Source organism: Vibrio iocasae (assembly GCF_042245395.1).
GTDB classification, from domain to species: domain Bacteria; phylum Pseudomonadota; class Gammaproteobacteria; order Enterobacterales; family Vibrionaceae; genus Vibrio; species Vibrio iocasae.
In genome coordinates, this window is sequence record NZ_CP145310.1 from 1,762,871 (window position 1) to 1,788,776 (window position 25,906).

The 25,906-nt window shown below is 45.1% G+C and carries 21 protein-coding genes; 7 read left to right on the plus strand and 14 right to left on the minus strand.

All coding sequences use genetic code 11. The features are described 5' to 3' along the window. Positions 1-15: 15 nt before the first annotated feature. Entirely contained in the window at positions 16-2,589 is a 2,574-nt protein-coding gene (locus SNR28_RS07905) for a glycoside hydrolase family 3 N-terminal domain-containing protein (protein ID WP_375748665.1), read from the minus strand. Between the two features lie 103 nt (positions 2,590-2,692). On the opposite strand from SNR28_RS07905, the gene SNR28_RS07910 reads away from it, so the two are divergent. Further along, positions 2,693-3,583, plus strand: a complete 891-nt coding sequence (locus SNR28_RS07910) for a helix-turn-helix domain-containing protein (protein ID WP_375748666.1) — start codon at positions 2,693-2,695, stop codon at positions 3,581-3,583. A gap of 11 nt (positions 3,584-3,594) precedes the next feature. Here SNR28_RS07910 and SNR28_RS07915 read toward each other — a convergent pair whose 3' ends face one another. From SNR28_RS07915 to SNR28_RS07940, 6 genes are all read right to left on the minus strand, one after another. Beyond that, on the minus strand, positions 3,595-3,861 hold the full coding sequence (locus SNR28_RS07915) for a hypothetical protein (RefSeq protein ID WP_375748667.1): 267 nt from the start codon (positions 3,859-3,861) through the stop codon (positions 3,595-3,597). A 211-nt stretch (positions 3,862-4,072) separates the two neighbouring features. After that, positions 4,073-4,291 (minus strand): hypothetical protein, encoded by a 219-nt coding sequence (locus tag SNR28_RS07920; protein ID WP_375748668.1) that lies wholly within the window; start codon positions 4,289-4,291, stop codon positions 4,073-4,075. 139 nt (positions 4,292-4,430) lie between these two features. Then, the gene (locus SNR28_RS07925; RefSeq protein WP_375748669.1) at positions 4,431-5,522 is read right to left on the minus strand and encodes an alkene reductase; all 1,092 of its coding nucleotides are present in this window, start codon (positions 5,520-5,522) and stop codon (positions 4,431-4,433) included. A gap of 14 nt (positions 5,523-5,536) precedes the next feature. After that, on the minus strand, positions 5,537-6,637 hold the full coding sequence (locus SNR28_RS07930) for an alkene reductase (RefSeq protein WP_375748670.1): 1,101 nt from the start codon (positions 6,635-6,637) through the stop codon (positions 5,537-5,539). Between the two features lie 110 nt (positions 6,638-6,747). Further along, positions 6,748-7,629 (minus strand): LysR family transcriptional regulator, encoded by an 882-nt coding sequence (locus SNR28_RS07935; protein WP_375748671.1) that lies wholly within the window; start codon positions 7,627-7,629, stop codon positions 6,748-6,750. Between the two features lie 67 nt (positions 7,630-7,696). Further along, on the minus strand, positions 7,697-9,007 hold the full coding sequence (locus tag SNR28_RS07940) for a PTS sugar transporter subunit IIC (protein WP_375748672.1): 1,311 nt from the start codon (positions 9,005-9,007) through the stop codon (positions 7,697-7,699). Positions 9,008-9,347: 340 nt separating this feature from the next. Between SNR28_RS07940 and SNR28_RS07945 the strand changes: the two genes are divergently transcribed. From SNR28_RS07945 to SNR28_RS07965, 5 genes are all read left to right on the plus strand, one after another. After that, positions 9,348-9,653 (plus strand): PTS sugar transporter subunit IIB, encoded by a 306-nt coding sequence (locus SNR28_RS07945; protein WP_375748673.1) that lies wholly within the window; start codon positions 9,348-9,350, stop codon positions 9,651-9,653. 29 nt (positions 9,654-9,682) lie between these two features. After that, positions 9,683-11,005: a PTS sugar transporter subunit IIC gene (locus SNR28_RS07950; protein WP_375748674.1), complete on the plus strand. Its 1,323-nt coding sequence runs from the start codon at positions 9,683-9,685 to the stop codon at positions 11,003-11,005. A 72-nt stretch (positions 11,006-11,077) separates the two neighbouring features. Further along, a complete protein-coding gene (locus SNR28_RS07955; protein WP_375748675.1) occupies positions 11,078-12,457 on the plus strand; it encodes a glycoside hydrolase family 1 protein in 1,380 nt (459 codons plus the stop codon). Positions 12,458-12,518: 61 nt separating this feature from the next. Further along, positions 12,519-12,827 carry a PTS N,N'-diacetylchitobiose transporter subunit IIA gene (gene chbA, locus SNR28_RS07960; RefSeq protein WP_375748676.1) on the plus strand — a complete coding sequence of 103 codons (309 nt, stop codon included), beginning with the start codon at positions 12,519-12,521 and terminating at the stop codon, positions 12,825-12,827. Between the two features lie 222 nt (positions 12,828-13,049). Further along, positions 13,050-14,006, plus strand: a complete 957-nt coding sequence (locus SNR28_RS07965; RefSeq protein WP_375748677.1) for a LacI family DNA-binding transcriptional regulator — start codon at positions 13,050-13,052, stop codon at positions 14,004-14,006. Positions 14,007-14,204: 198 nt separating this feature from the next. On the opposite strand, the gene SNR28_RS07970 is transcribed toward SNR28_RS07965, so the two are convergent. Both SNR28_RS07970 and SNR28_RS07975 read right to left on the minus strand, forming a co-directional pair. Further along, entirely contained in the window at positions 14,205-15,155 is a 951-nt protein-coding gene (locus SNR28_RS07970) for a MalM family protein (RefSeq protein WP_375748678.1), read from the minus strand. A 130-nt stretch (positions 15,156-15,285) separates the two neighbouring features. Beyond that, the gene (locus SNR28_RS07975) at positions 15,286-16,608 is read right to left on the minus strand and encodes a carbohydrate porin (RefSeq protein ID WP_375748679.1); all 1,323 of its coding nucleotides are present in this window, start codon (positions 16,606-16,608) and stop codon (positions 15,286-15,288) included. A 423-nt stretch (positions 16,609-17,031) separates the two neighbouring features. On the opposite strand from SNR28_RS07975, the gene SNR28_RS07980 reads away from it, so the two are divergent. Next, a complete protein-coding gene (locus tag SNR28_RS07980) occupies positions 17,032-18,054 on the plus strand; it encodes a LacI family DNA-binding transcriptional regulator (RefSeq protein WP_375748680.1) in 1,023 nt (340 codons plus the stop codon). 337 nt (positions 18,055-18,391) lie between these two features. Here the strand turns inward: SNR28_RS07980 and SNR28_RS07985 are convergent, their stop codons facing one another. The 5 genes from SNR28_RS07985 to SNR28_RS08005 all read right to left on the minus strand — a co-directional run bounded on the left by SNR28_RS07985 (position 18,392) and on the right by SNR28_RS08005 (position 25,852). Continuing rightward, on the minus strand, positions 18,392-21,823 hold the full coding sequence (locus SNR28_RS07985; protein WP_375748681.1) for a hypothetical protein: 3,432 nt from the start codon (positions 21,821-21,823) through the stop codon (positions 18,392-18,394). A gap of 107 nt (positions 21,824-21,930) precedes the next feature. Next, positions 21,931-22,914: an ABC transporter ATP-binding protein gene (locus SNR28_RS07990; RefSeq protein ID WP_375748682.1), complete on the minus strand. Its 984-nt coding sequence runs from the start codon at positions 22,912-22,914 to the stop codon at positions 21,931-21,933. A gap of 12 nt (positions 22,915-22,926) precedes the next feature. After that, positions 22,927-23,880: an ABC transporter ATP-binding protein gene (locus SNR28_RS07995; protein ID WP_375748683.1), complete on the minus strand. Its 954-nt coding sequence runs from the start codon at positions 23,878-23,880 to the stop codon at positions 22,927-22,929. Continuing rightward, positions 23,877-24,857, minus strand: coding sequence for an ABC transporter permease (locus tag SNR28_RS08000; RefSeq protein WP_375748684.1), 981 nt, complete (start codon positions 24,855-24,857; stop codon positions 23,877-23,879). Before SNR28_RS08000 ends, SNR28_RS07995 begins: the two co-directional genes overlap by 4 nt. 20 nt (positions 24,858-24,877) lie before the next feature. Next, positions 24,878-25,852 (minus strand): ABC transporter permease, encoded by a 975-nt coding sequence (locus SNR28_RS08005; protein WP_277823524.1) that lies wholly within the window; start codon positions 25,850-25,852, stop codon positions 24,878-24,880. Positions 25,853-25,906: the final 54 nt, after the last annotated feature.

Sequence of the window (25,906 nt, forward strand, 5' to 3'; positions counted from 1 at the left end):
TAGGCACCAATCTTTTTAATCGGTATCCCATCGAACATTCGCAATAACAGTATCGAGTTTGCCCTGAGTATAAAGAACAAAAAGTGCATCAAGATACCGGAAGTCTACGCCTAACGCTTTCAACTTAGCTGTTGGCACTTTGACTGTCATAAACGCATTGTCCGACTTCATGAACTGGTCAGTAATTTCAACTTTTGGCATCTTGCTCATTTCTGATATTTCAGCCGCTCTCTGCAAACATAAGTAAACAGGCTCTGATGGCTGCTTTGATACATTGATATCAAATGCTATGTAACTCTCATCGTTGTCGTACTCACTCAAGTCATCCACACTGCCATCACTAGGCTGAACATAAAGCACCGCCTCCCCGTTAAAGTTAACTTCAACTGCGTCCTGCTGCTGTTGATAGTTGAATGGTCTGGTTTCGATGGTCTCAAGGAACATGGCATTGTTTCGGGATACATCGACACCCATCAAATGCTCACTGTCTGCAACTTTGAGCTGATAATCACCAATGGTTGCGTTTACGCCATACATATGTGTAGCGTGTGTTGCTGCCTGCTTGCCACTTTGCTTATCGATATCAAGCGTTAGATCATCAAGATTCTGTGTCTGTTGCTTGTCACTGTAGTTCAAACCATATCCATATGGGAAAAGCGGAACATGTTCTCCATTTGGGTCTTGCTCCTGCTCAGGAAGTTTGTAGTTTTCAATATGTACTGGAGTACGGTTGACAGAAACACTGCGTTTTTTGTTTGGCCAGCTATACGAAAGCACTCCCGTGAAGTCATAACGAGCTTCACCCTGCTCATTACCAACAATAACATCAGTAATGCCCTCCCCTTCGCTCCCCGGCAAGAATGCCGCTACAAACGCATCGGATTTGGCGATTTCTTCATTCAGGTAAAGAGGGCGGCCACTAAAGAACACAGACACAATTTTTACACCTGCATCATGCAGTTTTTTGATCTTCTCTACATCAGCTTTATAGCTACGTTTTAGAGAGGCAAACTCCAGTGTCTGCCAGGCTTTGATGTCCCCCATCATCTCTGCATATGGGTCTTCACCAAATACCACTACCGCTATATCACCCGCCTTCAATTCTTGCTTGAGCTCTGGATCGTACGACACATTCTCTTTACCAAGCTCTGCTTCCAGAGCCATTTTTACCGTTGTAGCACCAGGGAAGTCATCCAGACAGTTTTCATCACCCTGCCAGGTCAGGTTCCAGCCACCGGATTGCTTTTGCAGGTCGTCAGCAGCGCTACCTGTTAGAAGCACTTTCTGGTTTGAAGCGAGGGGAAGGATACCCTGCTTATTCTTAAGCAATACGAGTGATTTACGTACTGCTTCTCTTGCTATCTCACGGTGCTCTTTCTTGCCTAACAGATTTTGGGCACCCGCTAATACGCGCTCAGATGGGCGAGGTTTCTCCCACAACCCGGCACGCATTTTGACTCGCAGAATTCGGGTTACTGCATCGTCGATACGACTCATCGGTATAAGCCCTGAGTGGATATCTTTAAGGGTATTGGTATAAACCGCGCGCCAATGCTTGTGAACCGGAACCATCAAGATATCGTTACCAGCATTGATAGCGTAAGTCGCATCAGCATCAGTACACTTACTTACTTCCGCATGGCCATGCCAGTCGGTAACGATCAACCCGTCGAAGCCCATCTTCTCTTTTAGCACATCGGTAAGCAGGTACTTACTGCCGTGGATTTTATAGTTATATTCGCCCTCTACCTCTATATCATGATCATAGTTAGCAGAGTCGTCCCAGCTATTAAACGAAGACATCACTACCTGCGCTCCAGCATTTAGCCCACTAAAATAACCCATAGCATGAATGTTTCTCAGCAGATCTTCGCTGTAGCTGTTTACACCCCGATCAATACCCGATAGGGTTCCGCCATCACCAACCCAATGCTTAACATTGGATATAACATGATGCTGACCTTGCAGTTCTTCCTGAGTACCCTGAAGCCCTTTCACCACTTCTGCTGCATATGTGTATACAATTTCAGGATCTTCCGAGTAACCTTCATAAACACGTCCCCAGCGTAAATCCCTTGGCGTTGCAACGGTTGGGGCAAACGTCCAATCCAACCCTGTTGCCGCAATTTCGATCGCTGTAATACGCCCAATATTATGTATAAGCTCAGGATCTCTTGCACACCCTAAGCCAATGTTGTGGGGGAATACCGTTGCACCAAAGACGTTGTTATGGCCATGAACGGCATCCGTCGCCCACATAAAAGGAATTCGAAACGGTCTGTTCTCAAAAGCTTGTTCAGTCGCCAGCCAGAACTCATCTGCCTTTTCAACCCAGTCCTTTGCCAAAGAGCGTTTGTTCTCGTTTGGCCAGGCTCCTCCACCATTAAGTATCGAACCAATCTTAAACTCGATGATTTCTTCCGCGGATATTCCCCTTAGATCTGGCTGAATCATCTGGCCGAGTTTTTCCTCGACCGTCATTTGACTAACGATATCAGCGACTTTCGACTCAATAGCGTCATCTTTTACTATAGTTGACTCGATTTTCGGCCAATCCGAAAAATATGGCGTACTAAATTCAGAGGTCATTGGAAATCCTGTTATTCATTTATATTGAGTGTATTCCTACATCCTACGGTTAAATCAGGTCGTTTTCTGCTAACATTGCGACATAAACAAGGAAAATATCGACATGACCACAACGTTTTCGCTAGAGCCTCATCTCAGACACCCACATATTCGATTTGCGCTTATCTGGGGTGATCACGCGGAGGATTTCCCGCCACATAAGCACGACTTTGCAGAACTGTTTGTGGTCACTGGTGGAACGGCTATCCATAGCGTTGGTCAGTTCCACTATCCCATTCATACTGGAGACGTTTTTGTTATCCATGGCGATACGGAACATGCATTTAATAAGGTTAATAATCTTGAATTAACCAATCTGATGTACGATCACGCGTCCCCAATATTCGAGTCACCCGAGCTTAGGCTTATCCCCGGTTACCAGGCACTTTTCAATATCGACCCGATTGCGAGACAAAAATCAGATTACTCAGCCAAGCTCAATTTAGATCCAGAGCAAACAGAAGTCATTTTGTCTCTGTTAAAAAATATAGAAGATGAATACGTAAATGCCCCACCGGGTTTTGAGACAATGTTAAAAGCGCAGCTAAGCCAGTTTGTAGTAACACTGTCACGCTACTATCAGGGAGAATCCACTAAAACGAACAGCTCCACCTTGGTTCTTAGTCGGGCGATGGTATTTATGGAGCAGCAGTTCAGCAACAGTGAATTAAAAACTGAGGAAATTGCCAGCTCAGCGTTTATTAGCGTAAGGCAACTGGAAAGGTTATTTAAAAGCTACCTACAAACTTCTCCAAATCAGTACCTGCGCAACATTCGAATCAATTACGCAGAGAAACTGCTGTTATCAGAGGAAAATAGAAGTATTCAGTCAGTAGCAGATAAGTCCGGATTTACCGATAGTAATTATTTTGCTAAGTGCTTTAAGGAAAGAAATGGGATTAGCCCCAGAGCGTTCAGGAAAAACTACAGTGAAAATGTGCCTGCCAAGGGCTGATAAGAAGACACTTAAAAGCGTGAGTCGCTGATCTTACGTATCTTAAGTGTGTATTCAGATGTGCTTGGATATGACCAGGTAAAAACGTCCACCCAGGTCGTGTCATAGATGATGGTTATCAAGTCACCCTCAGGTGTTTTAACAAACTCGAAGCCATCACCATTAATGCCGTAACTAAAATCGCTATCGTCAGATTCAAAATTGACTAAAAACTTGTCGCCATAAAACCCAAGAATCTGATAGTGGTTTTCATGCTCGCCCCCCACTATATCTTGCATAACAAAGGGGACAGCGGATTTACTCACGTTTAGATAGTAATAATCATGAGTCACTACTTTTTGGTGTTTGAGAACTTGATTCTTAGATATCTTAGGTTGCGTATTTTCAGGATTTACCGATGAGCACGAAGAGATCATTAAGCAGATGCTCAACGATACTATTAGTGTAAAGTACGACTTGCTCATCGGTTGAAAACCAGTGATGTTGAAACTACAGGCGTTTATCCGGAACAAGAACCCAGTCCTGCTCTATCTCATCCCACATCAGGACTTCACCATCTGAATACATGAAAGTGTGCTCGTTTGCAGATTCGTCTAAGCATTTAACCTGAACTTGATTTGGAACGATTTTTGAAACCTGAAGAGTATTCGGGTGAAAATGTGTAATCGAAGAAATGTGGTCAAGTGCTTCCTTCACCTGGTATCTCATTTTGTCTTACTCCCTAAAACGACAATGCGCTGAGAGTATATTAAATAAGATGTATATTAGTAAAATATTAATAACTAAATTGTGATTGAGAACCAGCAACTATTGTAGTTAGCTGCTGGCTTGTATAATTAGTGAACACTTACACCGCATACGAAGGATAATCGATGTATCCTTTCTCATCTCCACCGTAAAGTGTCAGGCGAGCATCTGCATCGAACTCAGCCAGGGGCCAGTTATTTTCAAATCGGGCAACCAGATCCGGATTAGTCACATAAGGTGTGCCAAATGCCACCATATTGCAGTAGTCTTTATCCAGAAGTTCCTGCGCACTCTCTTTGGTTAACTTACCTGCGATCATCACCGGATTTGGATAAACCTCGCGAACTTGCTTGCGGAAAGATTCCGGCACTTCTAGATAACGAGAAATTCGCTCAGAAAAGTGAACATAAGCCAGATTCATCGAAGCCATTTTCTCAAGTGCTTTCAAAGTAACCTCTACAATCTCAGGATCTTCATCGGCAAAACCTTCGATGACATGTGGAGAGACGCGTACTGCTACCTTATCGCTGCCAACTTCATCAGCAACAGCTTGTAGTGCTTCGAGCATAAAGCGCATGCGGTTTTCCTGACTGCCACCGTATTGATCCTGACGCTGATTACTTTCAAGGCGCATAAACGTATCAAACAGGTAACCATGTGCAGCGTGAATCTCTACCCCATCAAAACCCGCTTCAACAGCGTTTCGAGCTGCCTGAACAAAGTCAGCGATAGTGCTCTGGATATCTTCAAGGCTCATTTCACGTGGGGTTTCGGTTTCAATCATACCGAAACCACCTTCTGGCAGTGGACCAAACACCTGATCCGGCACTTTTATTGCGGAAGGTGCAACAGGCTGCTCACCGGAAATTGACGAGTGGCTACGACGACCTACGTGCCACAACTGAATAAACACTTTGCCACCCTCTTCATGAATAGCCTGAGTGACTTTCTTCCAGCCATCGATATGGTCCTGAGTATAGATCCCCGGAGTCATTGAATAGCCACGACCAACAGCAGAAATCGGAGCACCCTCTGTGACGACTACACCTGCATTAGCGCGTTGTTTATAGTAGGTTGCCATCATGTCGTTTGGTACATCACCAGGCTGTGAAGTGCGAGAACGCGTCATCGGAGCCATTGCAATACGGTTAATAAATTCCGCATCACCAATCTTAAATGAATCAAATAGCATTTTAGTTTTCCTTCTTATTTTTGCTCATAAACCGGGTAGTCAGTTAGACCTTTCTCAGCACCACCAAACAGAGTGGCAGGATCGTGCTGCGCCAGTGGATAACCGTTTTTAATACGCTCTGGTAAATCGGGATTGGAAACAAACGGACGGCCAAATCCAATCATATCTGCGAGACCTTCTTCAATCGCCTGACTGGCTTTTTCACCGTTGTAACGGCCTGCGTAAATCAATACCCCCTTATAGGCATCGCGGAGTGCTTGTTTGAAAGATTTTGGTGTATCTGGCGCATCGTCCCAGTCCACTTCTGCAATATGCAGGTAAACAATCTTGTGGCCATTTAGCAGAGCTGCCGCAGCGGTGTACGTTTCTACAGGATTCTTATCTACCGTGCCGTTTAGCGTTGTTAATGGGGCAAGACGCACACCTACACGATCTGCGCCAATGGCATCTACCATCGCAGCAACCACTTCATCAAGAAACCGCAATCGATTTTCTAAAGAACCGCCATACTCGTCGGTACGATTATTCGATTCAGAATCAATAAACTGATTAACCAGATAGCCGTTAGCAGCATGCAGCTCAATACCATCAAAGCCCGCTTCGATAGCATTTAGTGCTGCCTGACGATATTCACCAATCACTTTTTGAATATCTTCTTTGGTCATTTCACGTGGCTCAACAACGTCGACAAAACCTGGCTCATCGGTGCCGTTGTCGATAAAGACTTTCACGTTTTCTGCTTTGATTGCAGAAGAAGAAATCGGCTGTTGACCACCGATGTTATCCGGATGAGTAACGCGACCGACATGCCAAAGCTGAGCGAAGATAGCACCGTTTTTCTGATGTACAGCATCAGTAACCTTTTTCCAGCCAGCAATCTGTTCCTGACTGTAAATGCCTGGTGTCCAGGCATAACCCTGACCCATTGGGGAGATTTGTGTGCCTTCCGCAACGATAAGACCGGCCGAAGCGCGCTGAGCGTAATACTCTGCCATCATATCGTTAGCGACATCACCTGGCTGACTTGCACGAGAACGAGTCATTGGTGGCATAACAATACGGTTCTCAAGCGTAAGCGTACCTAGCTGTACTGATTCAAATAGACGATTGCTCATAATGTTTTCCCGAAATTAGTGAACGGAAAGCATCATAGCAAAGGGCTATGTGATCATTTATAGCAATAACGACAAGATACTTTTGTTGAAATTGTAAAAGTAAATCTAATTTATAACGTTAAACGAGGCTGTATAAAATCCAGAAAAACAGAAACCCTTTTTGAGACAGCCGAAGATTTGTAGTAAACCGCATTCACTTGTCTTCGTTCACTCTTACCAGAAAGTTCCTGCTCAAACAGAGATACCAATCTGCCTGCCGCGATATCCTCTTTCACCATAAACCCTGATAAACAAGCAATGCCATTTCCCTGAAGAGCAAGCTGCCTGACGGTTTCTCCACTACTGGATGATACAGAAAGGGTTATTGAACCAACTTCGGGTAACGGCCATTCATTCAACACTTTAGGCTCAGTAAAGCCAATAAGATGGTGCTCAGAAAGATCGGCAGGTGTATTAGGCATGCCGTTAGAATCAAGATAATCAGGGGAAGCAACAATATATAACTGACTTTGTCCCAGCAAACGAGCGTGAAGCGTAGAATCCGCTAACCGACCAATTCGAATCGCTACATCGGTGCGTTTCTCAAGCAGATCGACGTAACCTTCATTTGAAGTAATCTCCAGTTCAATTTCCGGATAGGCTTCCCTGAATGGTTTCACCAAAGCCACTAATTGATGCAATATAAATGGGCTTGCAGCATCCACCCTCAATCGCCCCTTCGGGCTTTCACTTCGGTTGGTGATGTCCTCTTCTGCATTTTGAATAACAGATAATGCTGAACGAACGCATTCGACAAACGCCTTGCCTTCTTCAGTGACATCAACACGCCTTGTTGTCCGGTTGAGAAGGGAAACACCAAGCTGATTTTCTAGCCTTGTTACGGCACGCGACACTTTTGCGACTTGAATATCCAGCGCCTGAGCCGCCGCAGAAAAGCCACCGGTATCAACAACAGCGAGAAGAATTTCAAGATCATCGGAACGAGTTTGCATAAACACCTAGATTGTTGTCAGAAGTGATTAGTATTCTGACAATTATATCCATTCATGACAAATATACTTAACTCGCTCCCTGAGTTTTCATCCTTTCTTCTTGCTGTGCACTAAGAATTTTCTCGTGGGTTCGGAAAAATGGCAAGTATATGAAGTAAGAGTTCACCATGGCCAAAACAACCATCAGTACATTGGTAATGCTACCGTTTGACGCCCATGCAGCACCGATGGGCGCTGGTACTGACCACGGAATAAGTAAAACAACTCGTTCCAAAACTCCGGCAGATGTCAGAAACCATGCGATGGAGGCATTAATCATAGGAACCAGCACAAATGGAATCAGGAACAGTGGATTCATAATTATCGGAAACCCGAAGAGTATCGGTTCATTAATATTAAAGATCGATGGAATTACCGCGATTTTCCCGACCGTTCGCAACTGACCTACTCGACTTCTCAACGCCATCAAAATTAGGGGTAACGTAGAACCTACACCACCGATAAGAATGAAAAAGTCCCAAAATGCAGGTAGATAAATATGTGGTAATACATCAAGCCCGGCTTCTAGCGCATCCTGATTCTCAATCAGGTTCGACATCCAAAACGGATTCATTATGCCTGTGACAATAAGAGCGCCATGTATCCCCATAAACCAGAGCAACTGGCACACAAAAATTGAGATTAGAATTGCTGCAAGACTATCGGAAGCTAATATTAATGGACGGAAAATCATTTCAATAAGCTGAGGAAAGTGCAGCCCTAAATGGTTTTGCAGAGCGAGATCGAACGCTGAAATGGAAAGCAATATCGCCAGAATAGGAAGTAAAAACTTAAAGCTCTGCACCGTAAGAATTGGTACATCTTCGGGCATAGAGATATACCACTTACGCTTAAAGAAAAAACGGATTAATTCAACAGAATAGAAACTGGCAATCAAGGCAGTGAATAGACCTGCACCACCTAAAAACCGCATCGTGTCTTCGTTATGCTCGTGAATACCCGCGAGCATCAAAAATGCCATACACCCTGTCAGACCGGATAATCTCTCCGGCAGTTGATACTGCTTAGCCAGACTAGCGGAAACACCAAAGGCAACCATCAAACCCATGACACCAAGTGTTAGCTGATAACTTGGCAACAGCATCGGCCTGAGGTTATTGGAAAGCTGTAGCCACCAGGCCGCAGGGCCACTGTTCACGTCTGAAAAAGGCGGAAACAGAATGGGTACAAACATGCAGCCAATAAAAACAAAAGGCATAGCCAGTTGAAAACCATCTCTCAATGCTGACAAATGTGGGTTGCGCATTAAGACTCTGGCAAGGGGCAGCATGTAATGCTCAATATTCGACGTTACTATCCTTGCAAGGGAATTATTCATGACGCTTCTCATTTAACTGGATGGACAAAGAATAACGAAAACCCTTTTCTTTCGGAAACCGGTTATCTAAATCTGTTGCTCAGAACACATTTTTCCTGAAAGTAGTCAGTATCCGTCTGCTCAATACCTTTAACTTAAAACTAAATCTCTTCCTCCCTCAACAGAAACCTGAGTTTCCACCACTGGTATTTTCGAGATAATCATCACATAACAAAGCCGGATCCAATCGAATAAAACGATCCTATTCACACTTCATTCGGAAATTAATGGAAACCGGTTTCCATTAATTTCCAAAAAGTGCATATTAAAAAGCAGAAAAACAAACATAGGGGTTTAGAAAATGAAAAAAATCATGCTTTGCTGTTCTGCAGGAATGTCCACTTCCATGCTGGTAAAGAAGATGGAAGCGTCTGCGAAAGATCGTGGAATCGAAGCTCAGATCCAGGCGTTTGGCGCATCTGAGTTCAGCAATCAGGTGGCTAACTACGAGGTTGTTCTACTTGGACCACAGGTGAAATACATGCAAGCCGATCTCCAGAAAGAAGCCGACAAGCACGGCATCAAGGTTGAACCTATCAACATGATGGATTATGGCATGCAAAAGGGCGACAAAGTGCTCGACTTTGCTTTGGAACTAATTGGCTAATCTGACTAACAATCTGGACAAAAAATAATATGAGTACTCTATACAACAAGCTGGTTGGTATCATCGAACAAAAGGTGACACCTATTGCCGGCAAGGTAGGACAGCAAAAATACGTAACTTCAATCCGAGACGGCTTTATCGCAGCGCTGCCGTTTATGATTGTGGGCTCTTTTATGTTGGTACTGATCTTCCCTCCTTTTTCAGAAGACACGACTTTAGGATTTGCGCGCGCATGGCTGGATTTTTCAGCAACACATCGTGAAGCGCTGATGCTACCGTTTAATCTGAGTATGGGGATCATGACCATCTTCATATCGGTGGGTATCGCATCCAGTCTGGCAAAACACCACGACCTGGATCCTGTAACAACGGGCCTTCTTTCACTGATGGCATTTCTGCTTGTCGCAGCTCCTGTTGAAAACGGTCAGATTTCAATGCAGTACTTCTCTGGGCAGGGAATCTTCACCGCATTAATCACAGCAATCTATTCAACTGAAGTGTATGCCTATCTGAAAAGAAACAACATTACGATCAAGCTGCCACCAGAAGTACCAACAGGTGTTGCACGCTCGTTCGAAATCCTGATTCCGGTAATGTGTATCATTGCTACATTGCACCCGCTAAACCTATTCATTGAAGCACAAACTGGCATGATCCTTCCGGCTGCAATTATGTCACTGGTTCAGCCTCTGGTTTCTGCTTCTGACACTCTACCTGCAGTGTTACTTGCTGTTCTTGTTTGCCAAATCCTGTGGTTTGCTGGTATCCACGGCGCGTTAATCGTAACTGGTATCATGAACCCGTTCTGGATGGCAAACCTTTCCGTTAACCAGGCGGCTATGGCGGCAGGTGAGGCCATTCCACATATCTTTGTACAAGGTTTCTGGGATCACTACCTATTGATTGGTGGCGTAGGTTCAACACTTCCGCTTGCATTCCTGCTACTTCGTTCAAAAGCTGTACACCTAAGAAGCATCGGTAAGATGGGTGTTGTACCGGGTATGTTCAACATTAACGAACCAATCCTGTTTGGTGCACCAATCATTATGAACCCAGTATTCTTCCTGCCGTTTATCCTGGTGCCTATGGTTAACGCAACACTCGCATGGTTTGCTCTGGACCTTGGTCTGATAGAGCGCGTGGTTTCTCTGACACCTTGGACAACACCGGGACCTATCGGTGCATCTTGGGCTGCTAACTGGTCGTTCTCACCTGTCATTATGTGTTTCATCTGTATGGCGATGTCGGCAGCAATGTACTTCCCATTCCTGAAAGCCTATGAGAAGCAGCTACTTGAGCAAGAAGCTGAAAACGAGAAACAAGCAGAGAACACACAGCCAGTAACCGCTTAATCAACAAACAATATTACTAACTTATGCGGGTGGTATCACACGGCAGTAACCACCCGCCTAAAGGATTTAATCATGAATAAAAAATTTCCTGACAACTTCTATTGGGGAAGTGCTGCATCGGCAACTCAGACTGAAGGCGCAGCTTTCGACGGTGGCAAAAGTGACAACATCTGGGATCACTGGTTCAAAGCAGAGCCAAACCGTTTCCATAATGGTGTCTCTTCTACCGATGCTTCAACCTTCTATCAGAACTACCAATCTGACATTGAGCTGATGAAGAACATTGGTCACAACAGCTTCCGCACTTCGATCTCCTGGTCTCGTCTAATCCCTGAAGGTACAGGTGAAGTTAATCAGGAAGCGGTTGAGTTCTACAACAATGTTATCGACGAACTCGTTGCTAAAGAAATTGAACCTTTTATATGCCTGTTCCATTTCGATATGCCAATGGCAATGCAGGAGATCGGTGGTTTTGAAAACCGTGAAGTTCTGGACGCTTATGCTAACTTTGCCGATACCTGCTTCAAGCTATTTGGTGACAGAGTTAAACACTGGTTCACATTCAACGAACCTATCGTTCCCGTTGAAGGGGGTTACCTCTACGACTTCCACTACCCTAACGTTGTGGACTTCCGTCGCGCAGCAACAGTGGCCTATCATACGATGCTGGCGCATGCGAAAGCTGTTCAAAAATACAGAGCGGCTGAACAAGAAGGACAAATTGGTATCATCCTGAACCTGACACCTTCTTACCCTAGATCGCAAAACCCGGCAGATCTCAAAGCGGCAAACATCTGTGACCTGATGTTTAACAGAAGTTTCCTTGACCCGGCCGTTAAGGGCGAGTACCCACAAGAATTGGTTGAACTGTTAAAAGAGCATGGTCAGATGCCGGACATTGCAGAAGGTGATTGTGAACTTCTGGCAAGCGGTAAGATCGACCTGCTTGGTGTGAACTACTATCAACCTCGTCGTGTAAAAGCCCGTGCAAACGCTGTAAATCCAGAATCTCCGTTCATGCCAGAGTGGTTCTTTGATAGCTATGAAATGCCAGGTCGTAAGATGAACCCTCATCGCGGCTGGGAGATCTACGAAAAAGGTGTCTACGACATTCTAATCAACCTTCGTGACAACTATGGAAACCTGCCTTGCTACATTTCTGAAAATGGTATGGGTGTCGAAGGCGAAGAGAAGTTCCTTGTTGATGGACAGATTCAGGACGATTACCGAATCGAATTTATCAAGGGCCATCTATCCTGGTTGCATCAAGGAGTTAGTGAGGGTGCAAACTGTATCGGTTATCACCTTTGGACCTTCATCGATAACTGGTCCTGGTCAAATGCCTATAAGAATCGCTACGGCTTCTATCAGCTTGACCTGAAAACCCAGAAACGCAGCGTTAAGAAAAGCGGCGAATGGTTTGCTGAAGTATCTAAAAACAATGGTTTTTAAAGTCATTGTTTCTGAAAACGGTTTTTACTGACAACATTTTTTATATTTACGGGAGAGAGTAATGGACTTAGAAGAGCAGGTAATGGGCATCATTATTAATGCCGGCCAGTCTCGCAGCTTATGCTATGAAGCGCTGCGTCATGCAAAAAATGGTGAGTTTGAAGAAGCAGAAGGCCTGCTAAAAGAAGCTCAGATGGCGGCCAACGAAGCTCATCTGGTACAAACCAAGCTAATAGAAGCAGATGAAGGTGAAGGTAAAACTAAGATGACCTTAATTATGGTTCATGCACAAGATCATCTAATGACTTCAATGTTAGCTAAGGAGCTCGTCACCGAGTTAATAGAGCTGCACAAACGTGTCGCTGTGTAACAACTGAAAACACTTGTTTTCGGCCTAAACGTTATTTAGATATAGCAATGAGTAGACAGGCGCAACCCAAACTCTGCTCAATTTGTATCACTAGGCCGCATTTAGCGGCCTTTTTTTCGTCTGCCTCTTGTGCATTCAATCACCTGAGATAAAATGGGAGATTGATATGGGAACCGTTTTCCGTATCGCGGCAACTAAGATAGGATTCAGAGTTTAACTTCAATGGTAACAATTACAGACGTATCCAGACTAGCAAACGTCTCAAAGGCCACAGTGTCACGAGTCATGAGCGGAAGTCGGGGAGTAAAAGAAGCAAGTCGAGAAGCAGTACTAAAAGCAGCGGAAGAGCTAAACTACCGTCCTAATGCTGCTGCCCAAAATCTGGCAAATCAGAGAACCGACTACATTGGAGTGATCTTATCAACAACAGATGCCGGTCAGGTATCAACCTACCTGCCTCTTCTTTCAAAAGCGTTACGAAGTAAAGGCAAACATATGCTGGTCAACTTTGCCGACACACCAGCCGAGTACCAAAGAGTGGTTGAAGAACTAAACAGTGGCCACTGTGACGCAATTATTGCCCTTGGTGGTCAAGTACCTTCGTCTTCAAAGGACAATGTGATAGCAATAGACAGTCAGGTATCGACAGAACTTAGAAACATCGGTTATGACTATCGTTTCGCCAGTGAAAGTGCCTGTCGTTTTCTATTCAGCAAAGGGCACACATCTGTCGCCATTGTAATGGATGATGAGAATTACGCGTCACAACAGGTATTGGATGGTTACAAAAATGCGCTCCAGAACATGGCAATGCCAGTAAACCGACAGCTGATCGTCAACGCTGGTGAAAGTACTGAACAAGCACTGATGACGCTACTAAACAGCTATTCACCATTTACCGCCATCATTGTAATGCGAGACAGCCAGGCCGCTGTCGCAATGAAGCTTCTAAAAGATTTTAACCTTTCAACACCACAAGAAGTCTCGATTATGTCACTGGAAGATTCTTCTCTGGCCGCTCAACTTACTCCACCACTGACTTGCATCAGCTACCCTTCTGAGAAGTTGGTAGAATCTGCCATGCAAGAACTGGAAGACTACTTAAGTGGAAGACCCGGGAAAGAGAACAGCTTGGTTCCTGGTAATTTGGTCACACGAGAGTCCGTAGTTAATCGCTAAAGAAAGATGTTTCAGGCAAAAAAAAGCCACTGATTACTCAGTGGCACTCAATCAAATTAATTGAACATTTCGCGATAAATTTGGTAGCTGCTGCAGTAAATCAATACCAGCTATCGCAAATAGTGCAGCTCTATCACTGCCCCCTATTCTTCCCCCGAAGAATAACTCGTTGCCGACTCTACCCGCATCGAACCTGGTTTATTGCCCTCTTTTGAGAGCATCAAAAAATACATCTCTTAGTTTTTTGGAACCTGCCCTTTCACCTTCTTCTACAAACCTTAACGCTTTATCTATTTGGTTCTCTCTTACCGCTTTCTCGACAAGTTCAATAAACATAGCTTCTGTTTCCGGCTGAATTCCATCAACTTTGGTGCTATTTTCAACTTTTTTAACCTCAGTTTCTAAGACTGTAGGAGTAACTTCTAAGCCCGTTTCCGCAGGCTCAGCCACTGTAGTTGCTATTTGAGGCGTTGCAACAACAGCAAGATTCACATTCGAAGCCGTTTCATAGCTATACCTAATCTGGAATTGGCCAAGTGGCGAATGTTGAACAATCACATCATCAAACATTCTTGGTTCATTTTGCCTGCCAACTCGTACCGTCCCCTGATCCAGCATCGGAAGTACCGTGCTTTCTTTCAGGTCATCGTCAGTAGTGTAGATCAAAAGATATTTAGCGTTTCCAGCTGCAAGTTGGTGATTCGAGATGGTAATTTCTCTCTCAAACACATCACCGTTAAATATAGAGCGAGAGTCGTATCCGATATCGTGACTGGCATAGTTGGTGACTGGTTCAAAGTTGCTATCGAGCAACATAACGTTCGGTACAAATACTGTTTCACCAATCGCGGAAATGACCTTAACCCGAATATTCTCTACCACACTTGAAGGTAACTGGATTCCTTTAACAAAAGACTTACCTGAACTGAGCTCAAGTGCTTCGCTCTCGCTCATTAATTCATAATCATACAAACCAGGCTGAGTAATTTCTTCGTACCGAACCTGTCCAAATGCAGTGCAACAAACCTCTGTCTGATTCAGTAGCGCTATACTTTCTTCTGCGCTAATCGTGTGCTGTGCACTGTTCGAGCTGCACCCTATTAATAAAGCACTAATACTGAGCGCTAATACATTCTTCAAACTAAACATCACTATTTTCCTCGTCGACTGAGGCGGATAAATCCGCTATGAATAAGAGCACATCAACACCTATTCATAGCAAATCTATGAAAGTAAGAGTCCCAGCCCCCATAGCGGGACTCTTACTTAAGTCAGGTGATTACCACCACATGTCTGCCTGAAGGCCAACAATCACGTCGCTGTCTTTACGTGCTGTACCATCCAGGTATGTTGCAAGGAAACGAATTTCCGGAGCAGGACCCATACCTGTATTCATAACAATTGTTGGTGCCACAGTTACTTTGTAGTCTGAAGCACTACCAGAGTTACCGTCTGTTCTGTCGCCACCAGCGTTCTGAACACCCAGTTCAGTTGCTACGAAGAAGTGCTCACTTACGTTGTAAGTAGGACGAACCATTGCTGATACCCAGTAATCATCACGGCCATCATCGAAATCGTTGTACTGACCCTGGATAGAAGTAAAGTAGTTCCACTTGCTGTCTTCTGGGAAGTAACCACCCCACGTCAGGAAGCGCGCAGAGTTGTCACCGTCTTTCACCTGAGTCATGAAGTCCATACCTTGACCACGACCAGTACCAGGTTTGAACGCGTTGTATTCGGTCATAGTACCGCCAAGCATTTGACCAGAACCCAGACCAGTACCTACCTGACCAATCACTTTAGAGAAGCCATTACCCGGTAAGCCCCATAAGCTATCAAGGTGATAAATACCCGTTACTTCAAAACCTGTTTCTGCGTAATCACAACCAATCGTGCCATCAACTTTGTTGCAGTTGTCAGGCAGGTATTTAGCCATTGAGTGAAGCTCAAATTTGCCCAGGTTCACACCAACATGAACAGAGTGCATAGTGTTGTTGGTGTCGTTACCCCAACGACCTGCATCGTTACTGTTCTTGTCACTCGCCATGTATGCGAAGTCCCATACATTGCCGCCTAGTTCGATACCTTCAACACCAGCACCAACACCAGACATATCTGTGTAGAAGAAGTCGGTCATGAAGATGTAGTTATCTTTACCGTAGAAGCGTTTACCACCCCAAACTACACCAGTGTCTGTGATACCTTCGAACTCAACGAAGGTTTCCATGATACCGATATCACCACCGTTAACCGTTGAGCTTAACTGGTTAGTTGCATCGCCGTTCGTGTTGTTGTCAGTCGCATCATTGTTGTCCGCACCTGCACGAGTTTTGATGCGGATTTTTTTACCGCTATCTAAATCAAAGTTCTTCTGCAAAGCCAGCTCGTAATGGTTATCAGATTCGATACCAAGGCGACCAAGTGTTTCTTTTGATGCTGGGAACTTTGAACGTTTTAGGTCATCTTCAACACTAAACAGTACACCAGCACGGAAATAGCCGTGGAACTCAAACCCATCAGTCGTTTCAGCAGACGCTGCTGGCGCCATAGATACACCAGCAGTCGCTAGTAAGCAGGCAAGGGATACTTTGGACAGTTTCATTATTAACTCCATGTTCAGACACTTTTGCTTTTTCTCTCCCGAAAAAAGAAAGCGCTTTCTTTTAAAATCAAAAAAATCTGACATAATTTAAATTTGGAGCGAATGAGAGTGCAAATATCGGCCAAATTAGCCAATAAAAGTGGGGATTCATTGCTCTTCTCTATGTCAGTGGGAGCATTATATTAACCATCCTGTCGATAAACAGTGACCGGACTCACTAAAGAAAGCGCTTTCTCGTGTATAGATCACATTTCAAATGATCCTTAAAGAATTAAATGAACTTCTTATCTGTAAAGGGGTAAGAGTTGACAGACATCTACAAATGGAAACTCGTTTTCAAAAGAAATTTACACTGATGGAATCGATGCAGGTAACATGGTGACAGAAAAGAATGAAATCCGTCTTTTTGCAGAGGAAAGCAAATTGATCACAATTAAAGAAGTAGCAGAGTTTGCCAAGGTTTCTCAATCTACCGTTTCGCGAGCTTTGAATGGACATAAATCGGTAAAAGAAGCCAACCGGGTTAAAGTCTTTGAAGCTATTGAAAAACTTGGCTATCAACCAAACGCCTTTGCGCAGGCATTGGCTTCCAATAAATCGTTCAGTATCGGTATGCTGGTTGGTACTCTGGATGGCCCCTTCTATGGGCCTATGATGCATAACGCTGAGAAAGCGGTTCGAAAAGAGAACTACCACCTTATTATTACCAGTGGTAACGAGCTTTACGATCAGGAACAGGACTCCATTCAGTTCCTTTCATCCAAAAAAGTGGATGGCTTGATTCTGGTTTCGGACATGTTGACCGACAGCGATATCCTACATATTTGTGAGAAGCTCCCCGCTACCATGATTCTTAACCGCTATATCCCTGAAATATCTAATAAATGCATCACTATCGATAACGAATTGGGTGGTTTTCTGGCAGTGGAGCACCTAATCGAGAAGGGTCATACCAAAATCGGGTGTATCACAGGCCAGCTAAGTAAGGTGGATAGCCGGGATCGTCTGCAAGGCTACCGTAATGCTCTGGCGAAACATGGCATCAATTATGATCCTAATCTTGTAGTAGAAGGTCGCTTTGACCATAAAGGAAATAATGAGTCTGTTACTCGCCTGCTTGATCGAGATTTAGATATGACGGCCATCTTCTGCATGAACGACAATATTGCAGTAACGGCATACAGTACCTGTCTTGAGCGCGGCATGAAGATTGGTCAGGACATCTCTATTGTTGGCTACGATAACGTAAGTTATTCCCAGCATATGAACCCAGGCCTAACGACTATCGATTTCCCTGTGAAAGAGATGGCGCTTGAAGGTGCCGAAGGTGTGTTAAGTATTCTTTCAGGCAAAGGTACTGAACATATTGAAACCCGTTTGAGTCCTCAGTTAATCGAGCGCGGCTCGGTGAAAGATCTTCGTGAGGATTTTGCGGCTGAAATTTAGGTAATAACGATGTAACCCGAGCATTCACTGGGAATGCTCGTTCCAACGCTCCGCGTAGGAATGCATACCAGACATAGATTGAACACATATCATCGTTACCGCCCCCCAAACCCAGGCTTCCCTTGGATCAACACCTACGTATTATTACCTTAGGTATGAATTACCACGCGGAGCGTGGGAACTAGAAAAAAACGACTTATTCGGCCAGCGGAAGAGAGTACATTCGGTGAATAGTTTTACCATATAAAACAAAAAATCAGGCCACAAAGTGCCTGATTTTTTACTCTTAAACTAATTTCCGGACTTAACCTAAGCTCATCCGGAATTACGAGGATTATTAACGAGGAAGATAAACCTCTACCTTTTCAACCTCACCTGTGCGGGCAAAAATACCCTTGCTCAGATCTTTAGGAAGAACATTACCAGCAACTTCAGTCTGATCACCTTCCTTCGAAGTCACCACCACCTTAATTTCAGCATCATCTGACAACTGATAGATAAATGGAACCTGACAGTAAGTAAACGCAAGGCCACCTTCTGGCACAACCTTAGTTTGAGTATCACCAAACACATTTTCGAAGCGGAACGGTGCAGACTCTTCAATAAACTCAGCTCGGTTTAGAAGCGTTGGTTCAATAACAATTTCACCCGCTTTCACGTTCAAACCAAGTTCACCAAATCGAGTGATGATTTCCTCCTTCACCTGCCCTGTCATACCCGGCTGCTGAGCACCTGCGTGCTTAGGCGTGTGTGAGTATGGGTCAGTCGGGAACGCACCATAGTTTTCCGGTGTCTTGTTGAAGCCGATACCTTCACGAACACGGTAGTAGTAATCAGCCAGTTTCGCTGTTATTTCACCCTGCGGATCTTCTGCTAGCGCAACTTGATAATTTTCCTGCACTGCAAGAAGAAGCTTAGAAACCATGTGCCAGTAGATACAACCAAGACCTTCATAGCCAAACATGGTACCTGAACGGCCAGTAAACGCTCTGTGGTTAAATACCGTTTCGTAGCTTTCAAGTACATTCTGAAGCAACTCTTCAGATGCCTCAGCGTAATCAGTCGCTGCTGCCTGAAGTACAGGCTCAAGATAACCACTGTTTTCAAAATCAGGGTTAAAGTGGTACTTACCTTCAACATCCTGATTTACAACACGCTTATCGCCATTTGCTACCATCGCAGACAGAAGTGCATTTCCTTCAACCAGCTCAGCAGGAATCGAGTTCTTGTTCACGAATGAAGTCAGGTCACGATCCGGGTAAAGCATAAAGCTCTTCTGGTCGTCGCGATACATGTCACTAGCAAACAGGTTATCCAGCAGTTCAACCGCTTCAGCCGGAGAAAGTGAACCCGCGCTGAGGATAGAAACCTGACCTTCAAGCATTGGGTAAAGCTCATCGACAGAAACCTGTTCTGAGTTGTAGTTGATGATGTTGTAAGCGTTAAACAAGCCATCTTCACGCTTGTTATTGGCGATGCTCTCTTCAAGCACTTCACGGCTCACATCCATCAGTTTTGCTACTTCAGCAAGTTCAATGGCTGTTTTACCCGAGAACCCATTGCGGTAAACCTTGTTACGGTATTCTTCCGCGGCCTTCTCTAGCTGAACCAGGATAGAGTGACGAGTTTGGCGAGTAACCGTCTTCTGACGAATTTCTTGCGCTGCACGGTTAAGCACAGAGGTAGTTGCTACCATCCAGTCTGCAACTTCGTTTGAAAGTTGAACGCTTGCAGGTGCTTTCTCCAGAATCTTCTGCATAAATGCCACGTAACGACGCATATAGTACAGCGTAACCATAGATAGGCCGTTACCAACAATCGCGTTGTTCGCATCGTTCCATTCAGGGCGCTGAGTGTTTAGCCAAATACCACCATCAAGCACCAGGTTACTCAGCTTAGACAGCAGAGGAACCAGCACTTTTTCAAGTAGGTTAACCAGGTAAACTTCGTTGTCAGAGTTCAGGATCAAACGGCCATCGCTACCAATTTCAGCAACTTTACGTTCGATAGCAGCTTGCTTGTCATCGTTAAAGTCAACCGTGTCTTTCGGGTTGTTGAATAGCGCTTCAACACCACATAACTCGTATGGAACGTTCGCATAACAGAACACTTCATCAGAAAGCAGTTTGATCAGCTCTTCTGGCTCATATTTGTCTGCAAGCTCAAGGAATTTCAGCACATAAATAATCTGGTGATCACCCCAGTAACCGATGTTACTCCACGGGTCATCTGGCTCAATCACTTCCCAGTCGATGCCGTCTTTAGTAATACGGTAAGGGTTGTAACCATCAGCCGTCGAGGCGTTTACGAACTTAGCGATAAATGACTTCACAAATTCGGGGTAGCTTAGTGCTGACGCTTCCCAGTTCTGAAAGATGTCACGCCAGTTGCCCTGATAAGAAAGCAGGCGATCGCCCTCTTCGTCACGAACCTTAATTTCATAGTGGTTCCATGGGCGACTTGGGTCACCGTGACGACGACCAAACGTCAGTGGCAGGTATTCGTAACACAGACGAATCAACTGAGGATCGTTCACCTCTTTCGCTTTTTCCATCAGTTCACTGTTAGTAAACACCTCTGGTAAAGCTTCAAAGAAGGCTACGTGACGTTCTGCAACTCGCTTGTTGTAGTTCGCCAGTGTTTTGCAAACATCTGCTTTTTCAAGATCGTAGTTGTTCTCAAAAATACCGCCACGCATGTTGTTAAACAGAACGTTAGCATAATGGTGAACACTGGTGTTCTCTTCAGAGGTCAGCTGCCATGCATCTGCGCCAGACATCAGGCTCTTCAGCTCATTGTGGTTATCAGCAATGCTCTGCTCAATAAGGGAAGCAAGGTTGTCCTCTCCCAAAACAACCCGCTTCATGTTCTCAATATCAGCGTGAGTTTTATCGATATCTGCAACGATTACCCAGCTGTTTGTCTCACCCGGCTTAAGCGCGAATGATTTATTAATCATGTAAGCACCACGCAGACCTTTAGTCAGCGACTCATTAGTCAGCTCACGGCCTTTGCGGAAGTTATTTACCTGCTGGCTTGAAAGCAGGATAGTTGAGTCGTCTGAATCAACATTAAATACCGTTGTCGCACGCAGGGATTCTGCTGGTTCGGCTTTGTCACTTAGCGTTGCGTACATGGTGAATAGGGCTAGTGGTGTATCTTCTACCTGCTCATTCCACTTGTAAGCGTCTACAAGGGCGCTACGAGTCTGAAGAGCACCTAACGGCGCACCTGAAGGAAGAAGGTTCTGCAGACCATCCAGAAGCTCAATTTCACGGTTAGCAGAAGACAGATCCTGCAGAGCAGACTTACGCACAAAACCAAACTTCTCAGACGTGTTCCAGCTGTATTGGAACTTCAGGTTCAGACAGTGGTTAATCTCTTCAAAAGTGATTTTGTCGCCAACTGCATTTTTGTATAGGTTGCGCTGAACTGTGTACATACCATTGTGGTGTTCGTTAAACGGTTCCCACATCGCGTAACCGTTGTCCGTTTTCACCTTGATAATGGTTTTGGAGCCGGTGTTCTCTGCACTTTCGTGGATATGATCCACAGACTTATAAGGAAATAGTGCGTTCTCTGGACGAACACGACCCGCTGACAAACTGCCTGTTGATGAGATAAACAACCAGTGGTTGCTCGCGGATACAACGCTGATAAAGAACGGAGGCATCTGGTCAACGTTTTCAATCTTGTAGAAACGCTCACCATCAAGATCAACAAACTGACCTTTTACTGCTTCAAGCTCTGTGTGAGATTTAAATTCCATCGTTATTACCAATTTCGTGAAAGCGCTTTCTTGGCGCTAATTTTTTTAAAAACTAAATTCTTGCATGCATTCCCACGGGGACCGTGGGAACGAATTAATTCATCCGATTACAGGTGGTGACACCTTGCAAAGTGCTTCTCAGCGATTTGCGTTGCTTCCGGCATCTCTTTGGTACATTTCTCCGTTGCTTTAAGACAACGTGATGCGAACGGGCAACCGACACTACTTGGCTTCCATAGTGGAATCTCGCCCTTCTTCGCAGCCAGATCGCGTCGGCCTGCATTGCCTACTTCCGGAACTGCGGATAGCAGTAACTGAGAATACGGATGCTGTGGGTTCTGAGTTACGCTGTCGCTCTCACCCCACTCCACCATATGACCAACGTACATTACCGCGGTTTTCTCAGCAAAATAACGCGCCGTTGCGATATCGTGTGTGATGTACATAAACGAAATGCCATGCTTATCTTTAAGATCAGACATCAGGTTCAGGATGCCCAGACGAACCGATACGTCCAGCATCGAAATTGGTTCATCTGCAAGAATCACTTCAGGATCAACCGCGATAGCTCGTGCGATAGCAACACGCTGGCGCTGACCACCACTGAGTTCATGCGGGAACTTCTCCGCCGTCTCTTTCACCGGAGACAATCCAACCAGATCAAGCAACTCATAAACCAGCTTACGGACGTTTTTCTTATCTGCACGCTTATGAATCAGTAGTGGTCGAGCAATATGGTGATAGATCGAATGAACCGGGTTCAGAGAACCAAACGGGTCCTGGAAAATCATCTGCACCTGACGAGCGTACTCCAGCTCACCGTTTTTCTTGATGTAGTCGGCAATTGGTTCGCCCTTAAACAGGATTTCACCGTCTGTTTTGTCATAAATCTGAGTCAAAATACGAGCACCGGTACTTTTGCCAGAGCCTGACTCACCTACGATTGCTAATGCTTCACCCTTTTTCAGCTCAAACGATACATCGTTCATTGCTCGCATAAACTTGTTTTTTGAGGATGACTGACCGATAGGGAAATCTTTTACAAGATTGTTTACCGATAGAATTACATCGCCATTTTTTATCATTTCCATCTCAGTACCCTCTTAAACCAGATGACAAGAAACCTGATGCCCAGGTTTAAGCATTTTCAGTGTTGGATCCGCTTGCTTACATGGAGCAAAGCACTCTGTACAACGCTCCTGGAAGTTACAGCCCTGAGGAATCTTAAGCAGGTTCACCGGGTTACCAGGAATACCGTATAAGCGCTCTTTCGGGCCGTGGATCGTCGGGAATGAAGCGATCAAACCTTTGGTATATGGATGCTCTGGCTGACCGAATACGGTCTTTGCATCACCGAGCTCAATCAGGTTACCCGCGTACATCACACCGATGCGGTCTGCGATTTCACCCATCAAGCTAAGGTCGTGACTGATAAACAGAATCGAGAAGCCAAACTTAGTTTTAAGATCGTAAAGCTCGTTCAGGATTTCACGTTCTACAACTACATCCAGAGCGGTTGTAGGTTCATCCATGATGATTAGCTTAGGCTCAAGCGCCAGTGCAACAGCAATAACCACACGCTGACGCATACCACCACTTAACTGGTGCGGGAAACTTGCCAGACGATCTGGGTGAATACCCACAACTTCCAGAAGCTCAGCAGCTTTATCATAAGCCTGCTGTTTAGTTACCTTTTTATGAGCAATAATCACATCCGTTAATTGCTCACCGATTGTTATAACCGGGTTCAACGAGTTCATTGCACTCTGGAATACAACAGAAACATCATTCCAGCGGAAATCACGAAGCTGCTTATCGTTCATCTTCAGAACGTCCTGACCTTTGTACAGAATCTCACCTTCTGAAATCAGAGCCGGAGCTTTGTGAAGACGAGAGATAGCAAACGCCAGCGTACTCTTACCGCAGCCAGACTCGCCTGCAATACCAAGGGTTTCTCCCGGTGCAATGTTCACGCTTACGTTATTTACCGCACGCGCCACACCGTTTGGTGATACGTAATCTACACAGAGATTTTTAATTTCTAATAAGTTGCTCATTTCAGACCTCTGCGGATATCAGCTTCTTTCTTAAGTTTGTGCCAAAGTTTGATGTGTGGACCGGTTTTCAGTTTCGGGTTACTTACCTGGTCAATCGACATGTTGATAAGTGCCAGTGCACCACCTGTTACTGCCAGTGCAATTGCAGGAACCATCATTTCCCACCATGCGCCTGTATAAAGTGCAGATGATGTCTGCGCCCAGTAAAGCATTGAGCCCCAGCTCACTTCTGTCGCGTCACCCAGACCAAGAATACCAAGGCCAGCTTCTGCGCCCATCGCGTAGATAACCGCACCAAGGAAGCCACCAAATACGATTGAAATTAGGTTTGGCAGAATCTCAACTAAGATGATTCGAACTTTTGATTCACCCATAACCTCTGCTGAGATGATGAACTCTTTGTTTCGGATTGCCATCGTCTGGGAGCGTATTACCCTGGCGCCCCAAGGCCAGGAGGTTATCCCGAGTAAGACGGTTATCACCAGCGACCCAACTTGTCCGAGGAAGGCCGCTAATACAATCAGCAAGGGGAGCTGAGGGAAAACCAGAAATACGTTAGTCAGGAAGTTCAGACGGTCGTCAATCTTGCCGCCAAAGTAACCTGAAGATACACCAACGATTACCGCAAGTGTCATCGCGATAGCACCCGCACAGATAGCAACGGTCAGCGATTTACGCGCTCCGTGTAGCACCTGGCTGTAAACGTCTCGGCCGCTACGGGTTGTCCCCATAATGTGCTGCTCACTTGGCGCCTGATGTGGGCGTGCAACACGTTTTTCCGGGTTGTGTGTTGCCAGTACTGGTGCGAACAGGGCACCACATAAGATGATAGTTAACAGGAAGCCACCAATAATCGCAGGTGGGTTTCCGTAGAAGAATGCATACAGTTTACCCAGTGCATTCTTTACCTTTTTAAGGGAGCTTGGCTGCTCTGCTACTTCATAAGAAGCTACGCCATTTGTTTTATTCGTTTGCATAAGATTATCCATGATGCACCTTAGTTAGAAATACGAGGGTCCAGCCAGACATAAAGCAGGTCGGCTATAAAGTTCGCAGTCAGTACTGCGGTAACCAGGATAAGAAGGATGGCCTGAATCAGAGGGTAATCACGAGCAATAATGCCTTTTAGCAGGATGTTACCCAGCCCCTGATAGTTGAACACCACCTCAGTCATAATTGAACCAGCGAATGAGAAACCAATCGCCATTGCGATAGCCGTTGCAACCGGAAGAATTGCGTTACGCCCCGCGTAACGGTACATCACTCGGAAGCTGCTTAAGCCTTTTGCTTCAGCCATGGTCACGTAATCTTCGCCAAGCACGTTAATCATGGCGTTACGCATGTTGAACACCCATGTTGCGATACCAACTACAACCATTGAACCTACTGGGAGTACGGCATGTTTTGCGACGCTGCCAATAAACTCAAGCGTGAAAGCTGGAGATAATTCCGGGTCGTATGTGTAAGCCAGAGGTAACATGTCTAACTTCAGACCGAAGATGTAAAAGAGCAGCAGGGCAGTAACGATGTAAGGGAAGTTACTGATAAACGCCAGAACAGGTGGAACAACCTGACCAACAAAACCAGTGCGGTGGTACGAAGCATAAGTACCGATACTCACACCAATAATCAGCGCAACGATCAATGAACCAAGAGCAAGGAACATGGTCCATGGCAGTGCCATTGCGATAACATCAGATACGTTAACAGGGAACATCAGAACAGAAGGACCTAAATCCAGAGTGAACACACTCTTAATGTAAGCCAGGTATTGCTCAAAAATGTTTCCATCTAAGAAACCGTACATCTCACGTACAGCGTCCATTTGTGCCGGGTCCATACGACCCTGCGCAGCTGCGAAAAGTGCTTCAACCGGATCCCCTGGCATTAGTCGTGGCAACATAAAGTTGAACGAAATTGCAATCAGGAATGCAGTGAAGTAAAAGCCAAACCGGCGAAGTAAAAACGACATATAACTCTTTCAACCCAGGGGAACAGTTTCCTGTCCCCCTTATCTATTTAAATG

What these genes read in the sequence shown, in the direction of transcription:
- SNR28_RS07905 (WP_375748665.1), bottom strand. Translation starts at nt 2,589, where the DNA reads ATGACCTCTGAATTTAGTACGCCATATTTTTCGGATTGGCCGAAAATC.
- SNR28_RS07910 (WP_375748666.1), top strand. Translation starts at nt 2,693, where the DNA reads ATGACCACAACGTTTTCGCTAGAGCCTCATCTCAGACACCCACATATT.
- SNR28_RS07915 (WP_375748667.1), bottom strand. Translation starts at nt 3,861, where the DNA reads ATGCAAGATATAGTGGGGGGCGAGCATGAAAACCACTATCAGATTCTT.
- SNR28_RS07920 (WP_375748668.1), bottom strand. Translation starts at nt 4,291, where the DNA reads ATGAGATACCAGGTGAAGGAAGCACTTGACCACATTTCTTCGATTACA.
- SNR28_RS07925 (WP_375748669.1), bottom strand. Translation starts at nt 5,522, where the DNA reads ATGCTATTTGATTCATTTAAGATTGGTGATGCGGAATTTATTAACCGT.
- SNR28_RS07930 (WP_375748670.1), bottom strand. Translation starts at nt 6,637, where the DNA reads ATGAGCAATCGTCTATTTGAATCAGTACAGCTAGGTACGCTTACGCTT.
- SNR28_RS07935 (WP_375748671.1), bottom strand. Translation starts at nt 7,629, where the DNA reads ATGCAAACTCGTTCCGATGATCTTGAAATTCTTCTCGCTGTTGTTGAT.
- SNR28_RS07940 (WP_375748672.1), bottom strand. Translation starts at nt 9,007, where the DNA reads ATGAATAATTCCCTTGCAAGGATAGTAACGTCGAATATTGAGCATTAC.
- SNR28_RS07945 (WP_375748673.1), top strand. Translation starts at nt 9,348, where the DNA reads ATGAAAAAAATCATGCTTTGCTGTTCTGCAGGAATGTCCACTTCCATG.
- SNR28_RS07950 (WP_375748674.1), top strand. Translation starts at nt 9,683, where the DNA reads ATGAGTACTCTATACAACAAGCTGGTTGGTATCATCGAACAAAAGGTG.
- SNR28_RS07955 (WP_375748675.1), top strand. Translation starts at nt 11,078, where the DNA reads ATGAATAAAAAATTTCCTGACAACTTCTATTGGGGAAGTGCTGCATCG.
- chbA (WP_375748676.1), top strand. Translation starts at nt 12,519, where the DNA reads ATGGACTTAGAAGAGCAGGTAATGGGCATCATTATTAATGCCGGCCAG.
- SNR28_RS07965 (WP_375748677.1), top strand. Translation starts at nt 13,050, where the DNA reads ATGGTAACAATTACAGACGTATCCAGACTAGCAAACGTCTCAAAGGCC.
- SNR28_RS07970 (WP_375748678.1), bottom strand. Translation starts at nt 15,155, where the DNA reads ATGTTTAGTTTGAAGAATGTATTAGCGCTCAGTATTAGTGCTTTATTA.
- SNR28_RS07975 (WP_375748679.1), bottom strand. Translation starts at nt 16,608, where the DNA reads ATGAAACTGTCCAAAGTATCCCTTGCCTGCTTACTAGCGACTGCTGGT.
- SNR28_RS07985 (WP_375748681.1), bottom strand. Translation starts at nt 21,823, where the DNA reads ATGGAATTTAAATCTCACACAGAGCTTGAAGCAGTAAAAGGTCAGTTT.
- SNR28_RS07990 (WP_375748682.1), bottom strand. Translation starts at nt 22,914, where the DNA reads ATGGAAATGATAAAAAATGGCGATGTAATTCTATCGGTAAACAATCTT.
- SNR28_RS07995 (WP_375748683.1), bottom strand. Translation starts at nt 23,880, where the DNA reads ATGAGCAACTTATTAGAAATTAAAAATCTCTGTGTAGATTACGTATCA.
- SNR28_RS08000 (WP_375748684.1), bottom strand. Translation starts at nt 24,857, where the DNA reads ATGCAAACGAATAAAACAAATGGCGTAGCTTCTTATGAAGTAGCAGAG.
- SNR28_RS08005 (WP_277823524.1), bottom strand. Translation starts at nt 25,852, where the DNA reads ATGTCGTTTTTACTTCGCCGGTTTGGCTTTTACTTCACTGCATTCCTG.